Source organism: Halomonas halodenitrificans DSM 735, from assembly GCF_000620045.1.
Lineage (GTDB): Bacteria > Pseudomonadota > Gammaproteobacteria > Pseudomonadales > Halomonadaceae > Halomonas > Halomonas halodenitrificans.
In genome coordinates this window covers 65,040-84,938 of record NZ_JHVH01000013.1, presented here as the reverse complement: position 1 = coordinate 84,938, position 19,899 = coordinate 65,040, and the positions used below count along the sequence as shown (strand labels likewise).

General features: G+C 65.1%; 16 protein-coding genes. 7 read left to right on the top strand and 9 right to left on the bottom strand.

Annotation, left to right across the window (positions count from 1 at the left end; translation table 11 throughout):
- Positions 1 to 167: 167 nt before the first annotated feature.
- From cmk to Q358_RS0107400, 6 genes are all read right to left on the bottom strand, one after another.
- The gene (cmk, locus tag Q358_RS0107425; RefSeq protein ID WP_027961473.1) at positions 168 to 860 is read right to left on the bottom strand and encodes a (d)CMP kinase; all 693 of its coding nucleotides are present in this window, start codon (positions 858 to 860) and stop codon (positions 168 to 170) included.
- Entirely contained in the window at positions 857 to 3,229 is a 2,373-nt protein-coding gene (locus Q358_RS0107420; protein ID WP_043487843.1) for a bifunctional prephenate dehydrogenase/3-phosphoshikimate 1-carboxyvinyltransferase, read from the bottom strand. The genes cmk and Q358_RS0107420 overlap by 4 nt, the downstream gene beginning before the upstream one ends.
- A 3-nt stretch (positions 3,230 to 3,232) precedes the next feature.
- A complete protein-coding gene (pheA, locus tag Q358_RS0107415; RefSeq protein ID WP_027961471.1) occupies positions 3,233 to 4,324 on the bottom strand; it encodes a prephenate dehydratase in 1,092 nt (363 codons plus the stop codon).
- 7 nt (positions 4,325 to 4,331) lie between these two features.
- A complete protein-coding gene (serC, locus tag Q358_RS0107410; protein WP_027961470.1) occupies positions 4,332 to 5,435 on the bottom strand; it encodes a 3-phosphoserine/phosphohydroxythreonine transaminase in 1,104 nt (367 codons plus the stop codon).
- Positions 5,436 to 5,467: 32 nt separating this feature from the next.
- Positions 5,468 to 8,161 carry a DNA gyrase subunit A gene (gene gyrA / locus Q358_RS0107405; RefSeq protein ID WP_027961469.1) on the bottom strand — a complete coding sequence of 898 codons (2,694 nt, stop codon included), beginning with the start codon at positions 8,159 to 8,161 and terminating at the stop codon, positions 5,468 to 5,470.
- A gap of 121 nt (positions 8,162 to 8,282) precedes the next feature.
- Positions 8,283 to 8,717, bottom strand: a complete 435-nt coding sequence (locus tag Q358_RS0107400; protein WP_027961468.1) for an acyl-CoA thioesterase — start codon at positions 8,715 to 8,717, stop codon at positions 8,283 to 8,285.
- 153 nt (positions 8,718 to 8,870) lie between these two features.
- On the opposite strand from Q358_RS0107400, the gene Q358_RS0107395 reads away from it, so the two are divergent.
- The 7 genes from Q358_RS0107395 (at position 8,871) to nth (ending at position 16,745) form a co-directional block, all read left to right on the top strand.
- On the top strand, positions 8,871 to 9,794 hold the full coding sequence (locus Q358_RS0107395) for a recombination-associated protein RdgC (RefSeq protein ID WP_027961467.1): 924 nt from the start codon (positions 8,871 to 8,873) through the stop codon (positions 9,792 to 9,794).
- A 5-nt stretch (positions 9,795 to 9,799) separates the two neighbouring features.
- Positions 9,800 to 10,981 (top strand): 1-acyl-sn-glycerol-3-phosphate acyltransferase, encoded by a 1,182-nt coding sequence (locus Q358_RS0107390; RefSeq protein WP_027961466.1) that lies wholly within the window; start codon positions 9,800 to 9,802, stop codon positions 10,979 to 10,981.
- A gap of 81 nt (positions 10,982 to 11,062) precedes the next feature.
- Positions 11,063 to 11,344, top strand: a complete 282-nt coding sequence (locus tag Q358_RS0107385) for a hypothetical protein (protein ID WP_027961465.1) — start codon at positions 11,063 to 11,065, stop codon at positions 11,342 to 11,344.
- A 179-nt stretch (positions 11,345 to 11,523) separates the two neighbouring features.
- A complete protein-coding gene (thiI, locus tag Q358_RS0107380; RefSeq protein WP_027961464.1) occupies positions 11,524 to 13,002 on the top strand; it encodes a tRNA uracil 4-sulfurtransferase ThiI in 1,479 nt (492 codons plus the stop codon).
- Between the two features lie 104 nt (positions 13,003 to 13,106).
- Positions 13,107 to 15,143, top strand: a complete 2,037-nt coding sequence (metG, locus tag Q358_RS0107375; protein WP_027961463.1) for a methionine--tRNA ligase — start codon at positions 13,107 to 13,109, stop codon at positions 15,141 to 15,143.
- A gap of 6 nt (positions 15,144 to 15,149) precedes the next feature.
- Positions 15,150 to 15,935 carry an RnfABCDGE type electron transport complex subunit B gene (locus tag Q358_RS0107370; RefSeq protein ID WP_027961462.1) on the top strand — a complete coding sequence of 262 codons (786 nt, stop codon included), beginning with the start codon at positions 15,150 to 15,152 and terminating at the stop codon, positions 15,933 to 15,935.
- A 174-nt stretch (positions 15,936 to 16,109) separates the two neighbouring features.
- Positions 16,110 to 16,745, top strand: coding sequence for an endonuclease III (nth, locus tag Q358_RS0107365; RefSeq protein ID WP_027961461.1), 636 nt, complete (start codon positions 16,110 to 16,112; stop codon positions 16,743 to 16,745).
- Positions 16,746 to 16,775: 30 nt separating this feature from the next.
- On the opposite strand, the gene Q358_RS0107360 is transcribed toward nth, so the two are convergent.
- The 3 genes from Q358_RS0107360 to Q358_RS0107350 are packed head-to-tail and all read right to left on the bottom strand — an operon-like array spanning position 16,776 to position 19,795.
- The gene (locus Q358_RS0107360) at positions 16,776 to 17,783 is read right to left on the bottom strand and encodes an ArsA family ATPase (protein WP_027961460.1); all 1,008 of its coding nucleotides are present in this window, start codon (positions 17,781 to 17,783) and stop codon (positions 16,776 to 16,778) included.
- Between the two features lie 7 nt (positions 17,784 to 17,790).
- Entirely contained in the window at positions 17,791 to 18,093 is a 303-nt protein-coding gene (locus Q358_RS0107355; protein ID WP_027961459.1) for a cory-CC-star protein, read from the bottom strand.
- 25 nt (positions 18,094 to 18,118) lie between these two features.
- Positions 18,119 to 19,795, bottom strand: a complete 1,677-nt coding sequence (locus tag Q358_RS0107350; protein ID WP_027961458.1) for a carbon starvation CstA family protein — start codon at positions 19,793 to 19,795, stop codon at positions 18,119 to 18,121.
- Between the last annotated feature and the right edge of the window lie 104 nt (positions 19,796 to 19,899).

Genomic DNA, 19,899 nt, shown 5'->3' with positions numbered 1-19,899 from the left:
GATCAACGTTAAAGTGCGGCAGAACCGCTTCCTCCGCACCACCAGCGAGTGCGGGCCTTATTTACCAAGCCTTCGGAGATGTTGGCGCTGGTTCGACCTGGCTCGGCTCTCGGCTAACGGTGCCAAGCCACGTCATCACATGCTGCCGAAGGCGCCGCAAGGGAGTTTCAGGCGTTGTGGAGCAGACCCCGCTGGGTCAGAAGCTCCGTCAGCCGATCCACCACTTCCGGTATCGTCAGGCGCGTGGTATCAAGCGTGATGGCATCGTCTGCCGGCTTGAGTGGCGCCACGCTGCGCTGCATATCGCGGGCGTCGCGCGCCTGTATCTCCTTTAAAAGACTCGATAGACTAGCATCCACACCCACTTCTCGCAACTGGCCCTGGCGGCGATGGGCACGCTCGGAGGCCGAAGCGGTAAGAAATATCTTTAGCGGCGCGGCGGTAAAGACCACGGTCCCCATGTCACGACCATCGGCCACCAGGCCGGGGGCCTGGCAGAAGTCGCGCTGACGGCTCAGCAGCGCCTCGCGCACCGTCGGGAGTGCGGCGACACGCGAGGCGGCATCGCCGACCTGCTCGGTACGGATGGCGGTCGTGGCATCGTCTCCCTCCAGCATCACGCGAGTCGACTCGCCTTCGGCGATGAAGACCACGTCGAGGCGGCGAGCCACCTCGGCGAGGCCCGCCTCATCCTCCAGAGAGATGTCATGCTTGCCGGCGGCGAGCGCCGTGAGTCGATAGAGGGCACCGCTGTCGAGCAGGTGCCAACCCAGCCGCGCGGCGACCAGGCGGCTGATGGTGCCCTTGCCGGCCCCGCCGGGCCCGTCGATGGTCAGTACCGGTATCCGGGTGTCGCTCATGCGCCCTCCTCGGCCGATTCCTCATTGAGTGTCAGCCCCACCTTGCGTGCCAGGTCGACAAATCCCGGGAAGGAAGTGGCGACGTTGGCGCAGTCGTCGATCACGATCTCCTCGCTCGCCCGCAATGCGGCGACGGCGAATGACATGGCGATGCGGTGGTCTTCGAGGCTGTCGATGCGCCCGCCGCTGTAGTTGGGGCCCTCGGCATTCCCGCCACCGACGATGTCGATGCCATCGGGATAGAGATGGTGTTCGACACCGATGGCCGCCAGCCCGTTCGCCATGGCCTGCAGTCGGTCGGATTCCTTGACCCGGAGCTCTTCCGCCCCGCGCAGACGCGAGGTGCCTCGGGCATTGGCCGCGGCGATAAACAGCGCCGGCAATTCGTCGATGGCCAGGGGCACCTGCTCCACCGGGATATCGATACCCTGGAGTGGCACATGGCGAATATGCAGGTCGGCGACCGGCTCGCCGCCCACCTCACGCTCGTTCTCCAGGCGCAGGTCGGCACCCATCAACTGGAGAATATTGATCACGCCGATGCGGGTCGGGTTGATGCCGACGTGCTCCAGCACCAGGTCGGCACCCGGAGTGATGGCCGCGGCCACCAGGAAGAAGGTCGCCGAGGAGATATCGCCGGGCACATCAATGGGCGCCGCGGACAGGGTGCCGCCCCCCGTGAGCCAGCAGGTATCGCCTTCCCGCTGCACCGCATAGCCGAACCCGGCCAGCATGCGCTCGGTGTGGTCCCGGGTCGGGGCCGGTTCACGCACCCGGGTCTCCCCTTCGGCGTAGAGGCCGGCGAGCAGCAGACAGGACTTCACCTGGGCACTGGCCATGGGCATGTCATAGGTAATGCCCTTCAGCGCACGGCCACCGTGAAGCTGCAGTGGCGGACGCCCACCCTCGGCGGTGTCGATCCTGGCCCCCATCAGGCGCAGCGGATCGGCCACTCGATTCATGGGCCGCTTGGTCAAGGAGGTGTCACCGGCAAGCTCGGTGTCGAAGGCCTGACCGGCCAGCAGACCGGCAAACAGCCGCATGGCGGTGCCGGCATTGCCCACATAAAGGGGGCCGGAAGGCGCCTTGAGGCCATGCATGCCGACACCATGGACGGTCACACGCCCCTGGTGGGGGCCCTCGATGGCCACCCCCATCTCGCGAAATGCCTGCAGGGTCGCCAGGCTGTCCTCGCCCTCCAGGAAGCCCTGGATCTCGGTGACGCCGTCGGCCAGGGCGCCGAACATGATGGAACGATGGGAAATGGACTTGTCGCCGGGCACGCGAATGCGGCCGGCCACGGCGCCACCGGGGCTCATCCGGTAGCGCAACTTGCCTTGCTGTTGCATCTGATATTCCGCCTGATAGCTGCGCTTGTTAAGCAGGGATTCGAAATAGTGCCGCGCGTGCCTGGCGCGATCGAAGGTCGCCAGCATGGCGTCGCCGTCGCCCCGCTCCACGGCGTCACGCAATCGCGCCACGCCGGCCTCGAAGTCATCCAGGGACGCGAGCACGGCATCGCGATTGGCGGTGAAGATATCGCGCCACATCACGGGGTCGCTGCCGGCGATACGGGTAAAGTCGCGAAAGCCGCCGGCGGCATACCGAAAGATCTCCAGGCGTTCATCCTGGCGCGCCAGGGTGTCCACCAGAGAAAAGGCCAGCAAGTGCGGCAGATGACTGGTGCGGGCCAGCACCTGGTCGTGGCGGGCCACCTCCATCTCCAGCACCTCGGCGCCGCAGGCGCCCCACAGCGCCCGTACGCGGCCCAGCGCCTCGGGGTCGGTATCCGGCTCGGGCGTCAGGATCACCTTGTGGCCGACATAGAGCTCGGGGTCGGCGGCCGCCACGCCGCTCTTCTCGGAGCCGGCGATGGGATGACCCAGCACCAGGTTCTCCGGCACCCCGCCGAAGGCCTGCCGGGCGCAGTCGCGAATCGCGGCCTTGGTGCTGCCCACGTCGGTGATCACCACCTCCCGCGCGGCGCGCGGCAGCAGGCCGGCCACCCTGGTCATCACGCCCTGCATGGCCAGCACCGGCACCGCCAGCACCACCAGCGAGGCACCGTCGATCACCTCCTCGAGCCGCGTATCCCCGCGGTCGATCAGCCCCATCTCGAGGCCGCGACGGATCTCTTCGGGGTCCGGATCGCAAGCGACTATTTGCCTGGCCGGCCCGAAGCCGCCGGTTTGCCTGGCCGGCCCGAAGCCGCCGGCTTGCCTAACCGGCCCGACGCCGCCGGCATCGTCGCTGTCGCGACGAGCGTAGCCTCTCGCCCGCAGGGCCGCGGCCAGCGAGCCGCCGATCAGGCCGAGCCCGACAATCAGGATGCGGGGTTCATCGAGCGTTCGATTCACGGTCGGTGCCATGCCCTAGAGCACGCCGACGGGATAGGAACCCAGCACCTTGACCTCGGCGGCACGCAATCGCACCTCCTCCAGCACCGCCGCCACACGCGGCTCGTCATGATGGCCCTTGAAGTCGATGAAGAAGACATAGTTCCACACGCCGCTACGCGACGGCCGGGTCTCCAGGCGAGTCATGTCGATCCGGTGGCGATGGAAGGGCTCGAGCAGATCGTGGAGCGCGCCGGGCTGGTTACGCATGGCCACGACGATGGAGGTCTTGTCATCGCTGGACAGGGGCACGGCCTGATTGCCGATGATCAGGAAGCGCGTGGAGTTGTCCGGACGGTCCTCGATCTTCTCGGCGAGCCGGGTGAGGTCATAGAGCTTGGCCGACATGTCGCCGGCGATGGCGGCGCTGTGCCATTCGGTCTTGACCAGGCGGGCCGCCTCGGCATTGGACGAGACCGGCACCCGCTCGGCCTGGGGGTAATGAGCATCCAGCCACTTGCGACACTGGGCAAACGACTGCGGATGCGAGTAGATACGCGACACCTTGTCGTGCCGGGTAGTCTCTCCCACCAGGAGGTGATGGTGAATACGCAGCACCACCTCTCCACAGATGCGCAGCCCCGAGTCCATGAAGGAGTCCAGGGTGTGGTTGATCACGCCTTCGGTGGAATTCTCCACCGGCACCACCCCATAGTTGACCGCACCGGCCTCGACCTCGCGGAACACCTCGTCGATGGCGGCCATGGGCAGGCTGACCGCGCTTTCGCCGAAATGCTTGAGGGTCGCTTGCTGGGTAAAGGTGCCCTCCGGCCCCAGATAGGCCACCTTGATGGGCTGCTCCAGCGCCAGGCAGGCCGACATGATCTCGCGGAACAGCCTGGCCACCTCCTCGCTATCCAGCGGCCCCTTGTTGAGCGCCATGATCCGCCGCAGCACCTGGGCCTCGCGCTCGGGGCGATAGAATACCGCCCCGGCATCGGCGGTGGTCTTGACCTGGGCGACCCGCTGGGCACACTCGGCGCGCTCGTTCATCAGCGTCAGCAGCTGGCTGTCCAGGTCGTCGATACGATCGCGCAACGCATCGAGGTCGATGGGGGTATCGCTCATGATGTTGTCAGCCCTTTCTGTTTTCGAAATCGGCCATGAAGTCGATCAGTGCATCCACGGCGGCCTCGGGTACGGCGTTATACAGACTGGCGCGCATGCCGCCCACGCTGCGGTGACCCTTGAGGTTGAGCAGCCCCGCCTGCTCGGCCTCGGCGAGAAACCCCTTGTCCAGACGCGGGTCGGCAAGCACGAAGGGCACGTTCATGCGTGAACGGTTGGCCGGCGCGATGGAATTGGAGTAGAGGCCGCTGGCGTCGATGGCGGCATACAGCTTGCCGGCCTTGCGCGCATTGATGGCATCCATGGCCGCGAGGCCACCGATATCCTGCTTGAGCCACTCGAAGACCAGCCCCGCCAGATACCAGCTGTAGGTCGCGGGAGTATTGACCATCGAGCCGCCCTCGGCGAGGGCCTTGTAGCCAAACAGCGAGGGCATGTCGGCACGCGCCCGGTCGAGCAGGTCGTCACGCACGATGACCACCACCAGCCCGGCGGGACCGATATTCTTCTGGGCCCCCGCGTAGATCACGCCGAACCGCGAGACATCCAGCGGCCCCGAGAGGATCGACGATGACATGTCGCAGACCAGCGGCACCTCGACCCCATCGGGGCGCACGCCCCGCGGGATATAGTCGAAGGCCAGCCCGCCGATGGTCTCGTTGGCGGTATAGTGCAGGTAGGCGGCATCGCGGGAGAGCTCGATCTCCTCCTGGGCCGGTACCCGCGCATTGCTGCTGGCCTCGCTTGACGCCGCCACCCGAGCGTCACCGAACAGATGGCGCGCCTCGGCGATGGCCTTGCGGCTCCAGATGCCGGTATCCACGAAGTTGGCGGTGCCGCCGGCGCCAAGCAGGTTATAGGGCACCGCGGCAAACTGCTGGGTCGCGCCGCCCTGGGTGAAGAGCACCCGGTAGTTGGCGGGAATCGCGAGCAGCTCGCGCAGGTCGGCCTCCGCCTTCTCGGCGATGGCGACGTACTCCGCCGAGCGGTGGCTCATCTCCATCACCGACAGGCCGTGGCCCCGGTAATCGAGCATCTCGTCGCGGGCCCGCTCCAGCACCGCGGCAGGCAGCGCCGCGGGACCGGCGCAGAAGTTGAAATGGCGTGTCATGCGTCCTGACTCTCCCTGGGGGGACGACCCCCTCAATCCTGTTCGGGGTCTGATCCCGTGTCTGCGCTGCCTTCCTCGATGCCGGCGGTTTCTGCATCTTCGGGCTCTTCCGACTCTTCCGGTTCATCCGGCTCATCGACACGCACCGTCTTGACCAGCGCCTCGTCGTTGCCCAGGCGAATGAGCATCACGCCCTGGGTGTTGCGCGAGGTAATCGAGACCTCATCGACCCGGGTGCGCACCAGGGTTCCACGGTCGGTGATCAGCATCATCTCGTCGGAGGGATACACCTGCATGGCTGCCACCAGCGACCCGTTACGTTCGCTGGTCTGCATGGCGATGACGCCCTGGCCGCCGCGACCTCGCAGCGGGAACTCCTCGAGGCGGCTGCGCTTGCCGTAGCCGTTCTCGGAGGCGGTCAGGATAGTAATCTGACCGCCGTTGGCCGGCTCGGCGTCGACGCCTTCGTCCTCGTCTCCGCCCTCGGCATCGATCAGCTGACTCTGAGGAATGATCAGGCTGATCACCTCGGCATCATCGAGAAGGCGCATGCCGCGCACACCGCGGGCGGTACGCCCCATGGCCCGCACATTGTTCTCCTCGAAGCGTATCGCCTTGCCGTTGGAGGAGAGCAGCATGGCGTGGTCGGACCCCGAGGTGATGGCGGCCCCCACCAGGCGATCGCCTTCCTCGAGGTCGATCGCGATCAGGCCGACGCTACGCGGCCGCGAGAACTGCTCGAGGCTGGTACGCTTCACCGTGCCCCTGGCCGTGGCGAAGAAGATATAGCTCTCCGGGTCATAGTCACGGACCGGCAGGATGGCGTTTATCGCCTCATCCTCATCCAGCGGCAGCATATTGACCAGCGGCTTGCCTCGAGATCCGCGACTGGCCACCGGCATCTCGTAGACCTTGAGCCAGTAGACCTTGCCGCGATTGGAGAACAGCAGCACGGTGTCATGGGTAGAGGCCACCAGCAGGTGTTCGATGACGTCCTCGTCCTTCATGGCGGTGGCCGACTTGCCTCGGCCGCCGCGGCGCTGGGCATGGTAGTCGGAAAGTGGCTGGGTCTTGGTATAGCCGGAGCGGGATACGGTGACCACCATGTCCTCTTCGGCGATGAGATCCTCCATGGAGAGGTCGAGGTGACTGGCCTGGATCTCGGTCTTGCGCGGGTTGCTGAACTGGTCACGCACCGCGGTCAGTTCCTCGCGGATCACCTCGAGCAGCCGCTCGGCGGATGCCAGGATGGCCATCAGCTCGGCGATCTTCTCGAGGATGCCGAGATACTCGTCGAGCAGCTTTTCGGTCTCGAGCCCCGTCAACCGGTGCAGGCGCAGCTCGAGAACGGCCTGCGCCTGGGCCGGCGACAGCCGATACTCGCTGCCGGCCGTGTTCAGGCCGAAGCCTTCCTCGAGATCCTCGGGCTTGCAGGAAGTGGCACCGGCGCGCTCGAGCATGCCGGTCACCTGGCCCGGCGACCAGTCGCGGGCCAGCAGCTTCTCCTTGGCCTCGGCCGCATTGGGCGAGGCCTTGATCAGCTCGATGACCTCATCGATGTTGGAAATGGCAACGGTCAGGCCTTCGAGGATATGGCCGCGCTCCCGGGCCTTGCGCAGCTCATAGAGCGTGCGCCGCGTCACCACTTCACGGCGGTGACGAATAAATGCCTCGAGGACCTCCTTGAGGTTCAGGATCTTCGGCTGACCACTCTCGATGGCCACCATATTGATGCCGAAGACGGTCTGCAGCTGGGTCTGGGCGAAGAGGTTATTGACCACCACATCGCCGGACTCGCCGCGTTTGACCTCGATCACCACCCGCAGGCCATCCTTGTCGGACTCGTCGCGCAGCTCGGCGATCCCCTCGATGCGCTTGTCCTTGACCAGCTCGGCGATCTTCTCGATCAGACGCGCCTTGTTCACCTGGTAGGGCAGCTCGTCGATGATGATGTGGTCACGGCCGGTCTTGTCATCATGCTCGATGGTATGACAGGCGCGAACATAGATGCGCCCGCGGCCGGTACGGTAGGCCTCGAGAATGCCGGCACGACCGTTGATGATGCCGCCGGTAGGAAAATCGGGCCCGGGGACATACTCCATCAGTTGGTCGATGGAGAGGGTGTAGTCGTCGATCAATGCCATGCAGGCATTGATGATCTCGCCCATATTGTGGGGCGGGATATTGGTCGCCATGCCGACGGCGATGCCCGATGAGCCGTTGACCAGGAGATTGGGCACCTTGGTGGGCAGCACATCGGGGATGCGCTCGGTACCGTCGTAGTTATCGACCCAGTCGACGGTTTCCTTCTCGAGATCGGCCAGCAGCTCGTGGGACAGGCGCGACATGCGCACCTCGGTGTAACGCATGGCCGCGGCATTGTCACCGTCGATGGAACCGAAGTTGCCCTGGCCGTCGACCAGCACATGGCGCATGGAGAAATCCTGAGCCATGCGCACGATGGTGTCGTAGACGGCACTATCACCATGAGGGTGATACTTACCGATGACATCGCCCACCACACGGGCGGACTTCTTGTAAGGCTTGTTCCAGTCATTATTGAGCTCGTGCATGGCAAACAGCACGCGCCGGTGCACGGGCTTGAGGCCATCGCGCACGTCCGGCAGCGCCCGGCCGATGATCACGCTCATCGCGTAATCGAGGTAAGACTGCTTGAGCTCGTCCTCGATATTGACTGGCAGAATTTCTCTGGCGATGTCACCCATGGGTCGTCGAATCCTTTGCACTGCAGGAGGTTGGCCGCCCGCCGTGGCGTTGCCCGGGGCGCCATAACAGCCTCACATCATATCACCCCGGCACCGGCAAAGGGAGCTTGGCTGTTCCAGTTCAGGCCTCGCGATGTGACACCAGCACGAGCGGAGCGAGCAGGTCGCGCAACTCGCCCTCGATGGGAATGGCACGATTGGCGGCAACGTCGAGCAGCACGAAGGTAATGGTGGCGCGACTCACCAGGGCGTCATCGCCCTGTCGGCGAATCTCCTGCGCCATGCGCGCGCTGCGCGTACCCAGCTCGCTGACCCAGCAGGTGAGCTCCAGATCATCGCCGGCCACTGCCGCGGCGCAATAGTCGATATTGACGTTCACCGCCACGAAGGCCAGGCCACCACGTTGCAGGCGGCGAAACAGGTCGGGGCGTTCGTCGAAATAGGCCCAACGTCCCTCTTCCATGAATTCGAGGTAACGGGCGTTATTGACGTGACCATAGCCATCGAGATGATAGCCACGCACGCGCAGCGAGGTAGAGGAAATCCGGCTATCCATTGGGCACACTCCGTGCTGGGGAAAATATCGATTCTAGGCATTTACGCCCACCGAGTTCAAACACTTGTTTTATCATTGAGCCAGGATCGACGCTGGCACCCTCGCGCCCCTTCGGTGATAATGGCAGCCCTTTTTCTCGGGATAAAATGCTTCATGTGGTTCAAGCACTTACACCTTTATCGGCTGCACGACGCTCCTGAGCTGGATGCCGCGACCCTGGAAGAGGCCCTGACCGAACAGGCGGCTCGACCGCTGGGTGGCCAGGACCCCCGTCGCCTGGGCTGGACCTTTCCGGGCGGCCGTGCCGATACCGCTCGTCTTCATGAGCTACAGGGCCAGCGCCTGCTGAGTGCCCTGCGCCAGGAGCGCCTGCTGCCCGCCAGCGTGGTCAAGGAAGAGGTCGACGAACGCGCCGCCGACGTGGAGGCCCGCGAGGGTCGCAAGCTGCGCCGCCAGGAGAAGATCACCCTCAAGGAGCAGGTCGTCGAGGAGCTACTGCCCCGCGCCTTCGTGCGCAGCCAGAAGATCGACCTGTGGTGGGACACAAGGCGCCGGCTGATCGGTATCAACGCCAGTTCGCGCAGCCGCGCCGAGGAGCTCCTCGACCTGCTGCGCGAGACCCTGGGAACCCTCAAGGTCACGCCGCTGGCGACCCAGGTCATGCCCATGCGCGCCATGACCCAATGGCTCGTCGATCCCGCCTCCCGTCCCGCCGACCTGGTGATGGGCGACCAGGTGGAACTCAAGGCCAAGGGGGACGACGGTGTCCTGCGCGCCCGCCAGGTCGACCTGGACAGCGACGAGATCCAGCAGCTGCTGGAGAGCGGCCGGCAGGCCAGCAAGCTGGCCGTTGAGGTCGAGGGCCGGCTAAGCTTCGTGCTGCATGATGATCTGGCGCTGAAGTCACTGCGCTTCGGCGACGCCCTGATCGACGAGGCCAATGCCAGCGACGATGGCGACGACGCCCTGCTGCGCCTGGATACCGACTTCGTGCTGATGGCCCAGGCCCTGGGCGAAAATACCGAGCGCCTCGTAGCCTGGCTAGGCGGCGAGGCCGGCACCGCAAGCGACAGCTAAGCCCCATGACCGAGACCCGATCCGACAGCAGCGCTCAGGACCCCTGGGCCGGCATCCGCCCCTACCACGACGATGAAGTCGAGGGGGTACTCGCGCGCCTGACCCATGAGCCGGAACTGCTCGATGCCCTGACCCGCTACCGCCTGCCGCGACTCTCGCGCCTGATGCCGGGCCTGTCGCGCACCCTGGCCAGCCTGGCACTGCGCCGCCAGGTTCGCGGCGTGCAGAGCGTCCGGGATTTCCAGCAGCGCATCGCCAGCTACATGGAGCGGATGATTCGCACCTCCACCGACGAGTTCACGACCGCCGGGCTCGATACTCTGGATCCGAATACGGCGTATCTGTTTATCGGCAATCATCGCGATATTTCGCTGGACCCCGCCTTCGTCAACTATGCCCTCTATCTGGCGGGTCGCAACACGGTGAGGATCGCCATCGGCGACAACCTGCTCAAGAAGCCCTATGTCACCGACCTGATGCGCCTCAACAAGAGCTTTATCGTGCCCCGCAGCGCCCGGGGCAAGCGCGCCATGCTCGCCGCCTACCAGAAGCTCTCCGGCTATATCCGCCACTCCATCACCGCGGACAATCACTCCATCTGGATGGCCCAGCGAGAGGGCCGCGCCAAGGACGGCATCGACGGCACCGACCCCGCCATCATCAAGATGATGACCATGTCGCGGCGTGCCGAGGACCGCCAGGCCAGCCTGGGCGCGGCGATCGAGGAGCTGCGCCTGGTGCCGGTCTCGATCAGCTACGAGTACGACCCCTGCGATGTCCAGAAGGCCCGCGAACTGCATGCGATGCACAGCCTGGGCAACTACGAGAAGAGTCAGTACGAGGACATCCAGTCCATTGTGGCGGGCATCACCGGCGACAAGGGACGCGTGAAACTCACCTTCGGCACCCCGCTCTCCGCCGATTTCACCACGCCGGACGAGGTGGCCGCCGAGATCGACCGACAGGTACTGGAAGGCTACCACCTCTTCCCCAGCCACTACCTGGCGCTGGAAACGCTGGGCACCGCCCCGGAGCTGGTCGAGCTCGGCAGGATAAGCGACGCCGATCGGGCACGCTTCCAGGCACGGCTGGCACAGGTTCCCGCGGAGCTTCGCGACTGGTGGCTGGCCCAGTATGCCAACCCGGTTCTTAACCAGGCGGGGCAGGCGCCCATCGAGCTCCCCTAGCCGCCCGCGGTTCTCACCCCACAGGGGCAAACATGCTATCGTCTTGGCATCGACACGGCCGGTCACTATAAGGAGAACGTCATGGCTTCATCGGAAATTCAGAAAACTCGCGTTATCAATGAGTTGCAGGGTTTTATCAGGAAGCTGCTGCAGGATCCTCGAGTGCTGGACCAATCGTTGGAAATCGCTCGCCGCCACCTGCCCGAGGATAGTTCCCAGGACGTCATGGCACGGATTGCCAACGAGATCTCGGACACCACCAGCGTGCATATACCCGAAGATCCCGCCGAACACACCGAAGCCGACAGGCTATTCCTGGAACTGCTGCGTGAGGTGGTCAACGAGGAACAGGCACTCTACTGATCGTGAAGCCCTTGCGCCGCAACCGGCAGGGCTAGCGCAAGTAGCTGAGCAGCTCGGGGTGAAACTGGATTCGAGTAACGGAACAGCCCGGCCTCGGCCGGGCGTTTTCGTACCCGAGGACGCGGCTCTGGTAGAATACAAACCATTGTCTTCACCAGAGCCATACAGCCCTCGTCATCATGTACTACCTACTCAAGCTCTCCCCCGAGATCACCATCAAGTCACGCTCCGTGCGGCGGCATATGACACGCTGCCTCGCCGCCAATGTGCGTAATACCCTGAAGCCTCTGGGTCAGAAGATCGGGGTACGCGACGGCTGGGATCTGCTTTGGGTCTCGCTGTCCGACGCCGCCGATGGCGCGCTGATCACAGAGGTGGAGGCACGCCTGGGCCGGATTCCGGGTGTTCAGGAGATCCAGGATGTCCGGGAAGTCGCTTTCACCGACCTCGACGATATCGCCGCCCGGGTGGTATCACTCTGGACGCCTCGCATTGCCGGGCGCCCCTTCCGTGTCTCGGCCAAGCGCCGCGGCCGGCACGATTTCTCCTCCTCCGACATGGAGCGCCACCTCGGCGCGGCGCTGCTTGCGGCGGCCCCCGACGCCCACGTCAACCTGAAACAGCCCGACGTCAACGTCACGGTTGAAGTCGTGGAGCAACGGCTACGCCTGATACAGCGTCGCCTGCCGGGCCTGGGGGGCTACCCCCTCGGGCTTCAGGGGCAGGCCATGGCGCTGATGTCCGGCGGCTACGACTCCCCGGTCGCCGCCTGGCGGATGATCCGCCGCGGCATCAAGACGCACTTCCTGTTCTTCAATCTGGGGGGGCCCGAGCATGAGCGCGGCGTGCGTGACGTCACCCACCACCTCTGGCGGCGCTACAGCCTGTCGCATCGGGTCAACTTCATCTCGGTGCCCTTCGAACCGGTAGTCGGCGAGATCCTGCGCAAGGTGCCCGACGGCATGATGGGTGTCGTGCTCAAGCGCATGATGGCCCGGGCCGCCTCACGACTCGCCCAACGCAGCCGAGTGCCCGCACTGGTGACCGGCGACGCCATCGCCCAGGTATCCAGCCAGACCCTCACCAACCTGGCGCTGATCGATGATGCCAGCGAACTGCCGATCCTGCGCCCGGTACTCACCGAGGACAAGGAGACGATCATCGCCCAGGCCCGCGAGATCGACACCGCACGCTTCGCCGAGGTCATGCCGGAGTATTGCGGCGTTATCTCACGCCGCCCCAACACCCGGGCCCGCCGGGACCAGATCGCCGAGGCCGAGGCCGAGTTCGACTTCGCCGTGCTGGACGCCGCCGTCGACGCCACCGAGGTCACCCGTATCGACCGGCTCCTGGAATCGCCTGGCCACCGGCCGCCATCCCCGGCGGGGGAAGCGGTGCCCGAAGCCCATGACGGCGAGGACGTCAGCGTCATCGACATTCGTTCGCCGGCGGAGCGCGAAGCGACGCCCCTGGCCCTGAAAGCGGGCCGGTGTCTGGAAATTCCCTTCTACGAACTTCAGCAGCGTGCCCCGGAACTGCCCGATGACCGCCGCTACTTCCTGTATTGCGAGCAGGGCGTGATGAGCCGAATGCAGGCCCTGCATCTCCATGATCGAGGTCTCACGCACTTCGGTATCTATCGCGCCCCCGGGCGCTGAGGCCGCATCGTCGGGGGCAGCGCCCATCCCGTGCCGCCAGGTGCAGCGAGGCGCCATCCCGGCTACAATCGGGCATCTGATTTTTTAGGTATTCAAGAGCCGATATGTCGACGAACGCTACGCGCAAGATCCTGGTCACCAGCGCCCTCCCCTACGCCAACGGCGCCATCCACCTCGGCCACCTTCTCGAATACATCCAGACCGATATCTGGGTGCGCTTCCAGAAGAGCCGCGGCCAGCAATGCCACTATGTGTGCGCCGATGACGCCCATGGCACCGCCATCATGCTGCGCGCCGAACAGGAGGGCATCACGCCCGAGGCGCTCATCGACCGCGTGAGCCGCGACCACCAGGCTGACTTCGCCACCTTCGGCGTAGCCTTCGACAACTATCACTCGACCCACTCGGAAGAGAATCGCCACTTCAGCGAACTGATCTACACGCGCCTGCGCGACAAGGGCCATATCGCCACCCGCGATATCGAGCAGATGTACGATCCGGTGAAAGGACTCTTCCTGGCCGACCGCTTTATCAAGGGCACCTGCCCGTCGTGCAAGACCGATGACCAGTACGGCGACAACTGCGAGGCCTGCGGGGCCACCTATACGCCGGCCGAGCTGATCGACCCGGTATCGGCCGTTTCCGGTGCCAAGCCCGAGGTGCGCAGCTCCACCCACTATTTCTTCAAGCTGCCCGACTTCGCCGACTTCATGCATCGCTGGATCAACGACGGCCACGTCCAGCCCCAGATCCGCAACAAGCTGATGGAATGGTTCGAGGCCGGCTTCAACGAATGGGACATCTCCCGGGATGCCCCCTACTTCGGTTTCGAGATCCCCGACGCCCCGGGCAAGTACTTCTACGTCTGGCTCGATGCCCCCATCGGCTACCTGGCCAGCTTCCAGAACCTCTGCGAACGCGAGGGCATCGACTTCGACAGCTACTGGCAGAAGGACAGCGACGCCGAGATCTACCACTTTATCGGCAAGGACATCGTCTACTTCCACGCCCTGTTCTGGCCGGCCATGCTGCATGGCGCCGACTTCCGCACCCCCACGGCGGTGAACTGCCATGGCTTCGTGACCGTCAACGGCGCCAAGATGTCCAAGTCTCGTGGCACCTTTATCAAGGCCGCCACCTACGCGGACCATCTCAATCCCGAGTATCTGCGCTACTACTTTGCGGCCAAGCTCACCTCGCGGGTCGACGATCTGGACCTCAACCTCGAGGACTTCGCCGCCCGGGTCAACAGCGATCTGGTGGGCAAGGTGGTCAACATCGCCAGCCGCTGCGCCGGCTTTATCAAGAAGCTCGGTGGTGGCAGGCTCTCCGCCCACTGCGCCGAACCGGAACGGGTCGCCCGCTTTATCAGTGCCGGTGACGAGATCGCCGAACAGTTCGAAACGCGTGAGTTCGGACGCGCCATGCGCCTGGTGATGGAACTGGCCGACGAGGCCAACACCTATATCGCCGAGGCGGAGCCCTGGGTGCTGGCCAAGCAGGAGGGACGCGAGCAGGAGGTACTGGATATCTGCTCGGTGGGCATCAATCTGTTCCGGCAGCTGATGGTCTATCTGGCACCGGTCGTGCCGGCCATGGCCGAGGACGCCCGCTGCTTCCTCCGGCTCGAGACGCTGGACTGGCACAGCCGCCACGAGGTCTTGCTGAATCACGAGATCGCCAAGTTCAAGCCGCTGATGACCCGCGTGGAACGCGACAGGATCGACGCCATGATCACGGCGTCCAAGGAGGACCTGGTGGAAGAACAGAAACTCAAGGAGGCGCCCAGGGGCCCCCTGAGCGACGAACCGATCGCCGAGGAGATCGGCTTCGATGACTTCATGAAGGTCGACCTGCGTATCGCACGCATCGCCAAGGCCGACTATGTAGACGGCGCCGACAAGCTGCTCAGGCTGACTTTGGACCTGGGCGGCGAAAGCCGCACGGTGTTCTCCGGCATTCGCGCCGCCTACGCCCCCGAAGCACTGGAGGGCCGACTCACGGTGATGGTCGCCAACCTGGCGCCGCGCAAGATGCGCTTCGGCCTCTCCGAAGGCATGGTACTGGCCTCGGCCAATGACGAGGGCATCTACTTGCTTTCGCCGGATACCGGCGCCGAACCCGGTCAGCGGGTGACCTGAGCCATCGTGAGCCGCCGTGACCTGATAGACGCCATCGATGCCCTGCTGCCCCAGACCCAGTGCGGCAAGTGCGGCTTCGATGGTTGTCTGCCCTACGCCGAGGCGATCGCCGAGGGCGAGCCCGTCAATCGCTGCCCGCCGGGCGGTGACAGCACTCTCGCCCAACTGGCGGAGCTGACCGGCCAGCCCGAACACCCCCTGATCGAACCGGCCCAGCGGCCCCTGGCCGCGGTGATTCGCGAGGACGAATGCATCGGCTGCACCAAGTGCATTCAGGCCTGTCCGGTGGATGCCATCCTGGGCGCGGCCAAGCGCATGCATACGGTCATCACCGACGAGTGCACCGGCTGCGAGCTGTGCGTGGCGCCCTGCCCGGTGGACTGCATCGACCTCGTGGCCCACCCCACCTGGGACGCCGCCGAAAGCGATGCGGAGCGCGACGCCTACCTGGCGCGCCGCGCCGAGCTGGGGCGCCGACGCCACCGCGCCAGGCAACAGCGCCAGGCCCGGGAGGCGCGCGACAAGCGCCTGGAGCGCCAGAAGCGTCTGATGCAGCAGCGCCGCCGGACGCCCCACCAGGGTGCCGCCGCCTCATCGGGCGATGCGGTCGTCCAGCGCCAGCGTCGGATGGCCCTCAAGGCCGCCGAGCAGGCACTGAAGCGCGTGCAGCAGCAGCTGGAAAGCGCCTGTCGCCGCGGCGACGACAAGGCCGAGGCCACCGCCCTGGCCCAGCTGCCCGAAGCCGAGCGACTGCTCGCAGATGCCAGAAGCGCACTGGACAAGAGCGAGTAAAGCTAGTCCCTGTCCGAAACCTCGAGCCAAAGCCAATCAAACCCAAGCCGGACCCGCGGCTTTACTGCCAAGGGTAGGGGCGCCGGGGACAGGTCGAAGAGGAGGAAGGTGACCTGTCGCCGGGTAAGCCCCGGATAGTGCTGCAACGCCGCCTTTCCATCGCCACGGACTGCCATGAACGCCAAGAAACGCTTTGATATCTTCGCGCGACTGCGCGAGCACAACCCCCACCCCACCACCGAGCTCAACTGGGAGACCCCCTTCGAGCTGCTGGCCGCGGTGCTGCTCTCCGCCCAGGCGACCGATGTGGGCGTCAACAAGGCCACGGCGCGTCTCTTCCCGGTGGCCAATACCCCCCAGGCGATCATCGACCTGGGTCTCGATGGCCTCAAGGAGCACATCAAGACCATCGGCCTGTACAACACCAAGGCCGTGAACCTGATGAAGACCTGCCACCTGCTGGTGGATAAACACGCCGGCGAGGTACCCAAGTCGCGCGCCGCCCTCGAGGCGCTGCCCGGCGTCGGGCGCAAGACCGCCAACGTGATCCTCAACACCGCCTTCGGCCAGCCCACCATCGCCGTGGATACCCATATCTTCCGGGTCTCGAACCGCACGGGCATCGCCCGGGGCAAGGACGTGGTCGAGGTGGAGAAGAAGCTGCTGCGCCACGTGCCCCGGGAGTTTCGCCAGGATGCCCACCACTGGCTGATACTTCACGGTCGCTATACCTGTATCGCTCGCAAGCCGCGCTGCGGCAGCTGCGTGATCGAGGACCTGTGTGAATACAAGGAGAAGACCGAGCTCTAGCCCGGCCCGGGGTTATGGCGTCCCGACGGCCTAGAAGCCTTCCGCCTCCAGGCGCTCGGCCAGCTGCTCCAGGATCTCGATGCCCTGCACATCGGTGGGTAGCCACGGCAGCCGCGGGCGCGGCAGATGGCCCAGCACCTCGTCGATACGCTCGAGGTAGGTAGCCTCCTGCTCGCGGCGAGCATTGAGGAAGTCGCCATCGGCCTCCGGCGGAATCACCCGGTTGACGAGGGTGCCCGCCACCGGTACATGAGCCTCCTCCAGGGTCGCCACGGCGCGCGCCGTCTCGAGGATCGGCAGCCGCTCCGGGGTCAGCACGAACATGAAGCCGGTCTCTTCCGCGTTTTCGATGCGCCGGCGTGCCTGATGAAACAGGCGCCGTCGATCCCTCAGCGTCCTGGCCACGTCACGAGTCTTGTCATCGAGGTCCGCCAGGCCATCCTCGTGGGGATCATCGAACGGGGTCGCGACATCCTGGCCTCGCTTGGGGGTCAGGTGGGACAGCACCTTGCCCAGCTCCTCGGACTTGCGGTTATGGGCCAGCAGCCCATCGGTCCAGGCCGCCATGGCCTCGGGCAACGTCAGCAGGCGCAGGGTATGACCGGTGGGGGCCGTATCGAAGATGATCAGGTCCCACTCCCCGGCATCATCGGTGATCAGGCGTGACAACCGTTCCAGCAGGGCCGCTTCCTGGGTGCCCGGCGACTGTCGCGTCAGGCGCATCTGGCGCTCCAGCTCCGTCATCATCTCCGGTGCCGCATAGCGGCGCATCTGGGCGGTGACGCGGGCCAGGTGGGCCTCCACCTCGGCGTCGGGGTCGATCTCCATGGCGTCGAGGTTGGGCAGCAGCCGCCGCGACTCATCCCCCAGCTCACGGTCGAAAACATCGCCCAAGCTGTGTGCCGGATCGGTGGAGACCACCAACACCCGGCGCCCGCGGCGGGCAGCGAGTACCGCCAGGGCCGCGGCGACGGTCGTCTTGCCGACCCCGCCCTTGCCGCCCACCCAGAGCAGACGTTTTTCCAGAAGTTCTTTCATTGAACCCTCAACAACATTTGAAGTGGTCGAGTGGCGAGCGCTCCATGCCCATGCGCTGGTGCCAGTCGTGGAAGCGTTCCAGCAACAGGGGCTGTAGCTCCAGGGTGTAGTAGGCCGCCGGATTGGGAACTCCCATCATTTCGGAGAACACCAGCAGCATGAAGAGGTCGTCCTCGTCTCGACGGGCGCGGGCTATCGCGCCCCGATAGGGGGAGGAGTAAACCTCCTCCGCGAAGAAACGGGCCTGGCTTAGCCAGGCCCGAATCCGTTCGAGACGAGCCTGGCGACCCTTTTCGTGGTCGTTGCTCATCCTGTGACTCCTGAGGATGGGGGATTCACTCCTGCTCGGCAGGCGCCTCGTTCCTGATTCGCTTGAGGGCCGACACACACTCCAGCGACACCAGGATAGCGGCCACCAGCACCACGATATCCAGTACAAGCAGGAAGTAGTTGCCCTGGTCGAAGAAGCTTCTCAACTGCAGCAGCAACGCGATGATGGTGACCACCAGCAGGAAGGCCAGCGGTGCCAGGGTGTACCACATGGGCCGACCCAGGCGCACCAGCATCACGGTGACCACCAGCAGCGACAGGCCGGCCAGCAGCTGGTTGGTGGTGCCGAACAGCGGCCAGATGATCAGCCCGCCGGAGCCATCCGCCCCGCCGGCCCCGAAGGCCAGCAGCAGGCAGCTACCCACGGCCAGCAGGGTCGCGATCGCCGGCTTTTGCATCCAGCGCTGCTGATAGATCTCGCCCCACTCCTGGAAGATATAGCGCTGCAGGCGCAGGCCGGTATCCATGGTGGTACCGGCGAACAGCGCCGCCATCACGGTGAGCAGGGTTGCCGCCGTGGCTTCGGGCAGGCCCAGGCCGTTGGAGATGATAAAGGCGCCCCCCTCGACGAAGGCGTTGACGCCGCCCTGACCGAAGGCCGTATACATCGCCTCCCAGTCGCCGAGGGTCGCGAAGCCCGCGGCCGCGGCGAGGATGGCGGCCAGCGCCAGCATGCCCTCACCCACGGCACCGAAGTAGCCGACGAAGCGGGCGTCGGTCTCCTTGTTGAGCTGCTTGGAGGTGGTGCCGGACGACACCAGGCCGTGGAAGCCCGAGATGGCGCCACAGGCGATGGTCACGAACAACAGCGGAATCAGCGAGGGCGTGCCGGTCGGGACGTTATCGTTGAACGCCGGGGCCACCATGGTCGGGTTGAGCAGCATGATCGCGCCATACAGCACGATCAGACCCACGAACAGCTGCAGGCCATTGATGTAGTCCCGCGGCTGCAGCAGCACCCAGACCGGCAACAGCGACGCAATGGCGGCATACCCGAACAACAGCACGATCCAGATGGCGTTCCCCGAGACACCCGCGACTTCCGTCGGCATCTGCAGAGGCACCGAGGGCCCGATACCGATCAGGGCATAGAGCGCGATCACGCCCACGATGGAGACCATCGGCAGGCTTATCATGCGCCGATAGATCAACTGGCCGATCACCAGCGCGACCAGGATGGCCCCCCACACCGGGACCACGGCGCTGGAGAACTTCATCATCAGGCCGGCGATCACCACGGCAAACACCGCGTTGACCATCAACAACACCAGGAAGATGACGATCATGAAGATGCTGCGGGCGCGCTTGCCTACCACGTCGCCGGTCAGGGCACCGACCGATCTGGCCCGGTTGCGCACGCTGGCCCAGATTGCCCCGGCATCGTGGACACCGGCAAAGAAGATGGTCCCCAACACGACCCAGAGGAAGGCGGGGAGCCAGCCCCAGATCACGGCGATAGCAGGCCCCACGATGGGGGCCGCGCCGGCCACGGAGGTGAAGTGATGCCCCCACAGCACATAGCGATTGGTAGGCACGAAGTCGACGCCGTCTTCGTACTCGTGGGCGGGCGTCTTGAAGTCGGGATCCAGTCGGTAGATCTTCTCGGCGATAAACTTCGAATACACGAAGTATCCGGCAGCCATCGCGGCAAGACCCAGGACCATGACGAGGATGGCACTCATGGCGCACTCCTAGCAGTAGACGTGGCAAGTGGTTACAGGTTTTTCAGTTGCTGAATAATCTTCGTCTGTTATGGGTGCGACGTCTATCTCGTTGATAGCCGAGG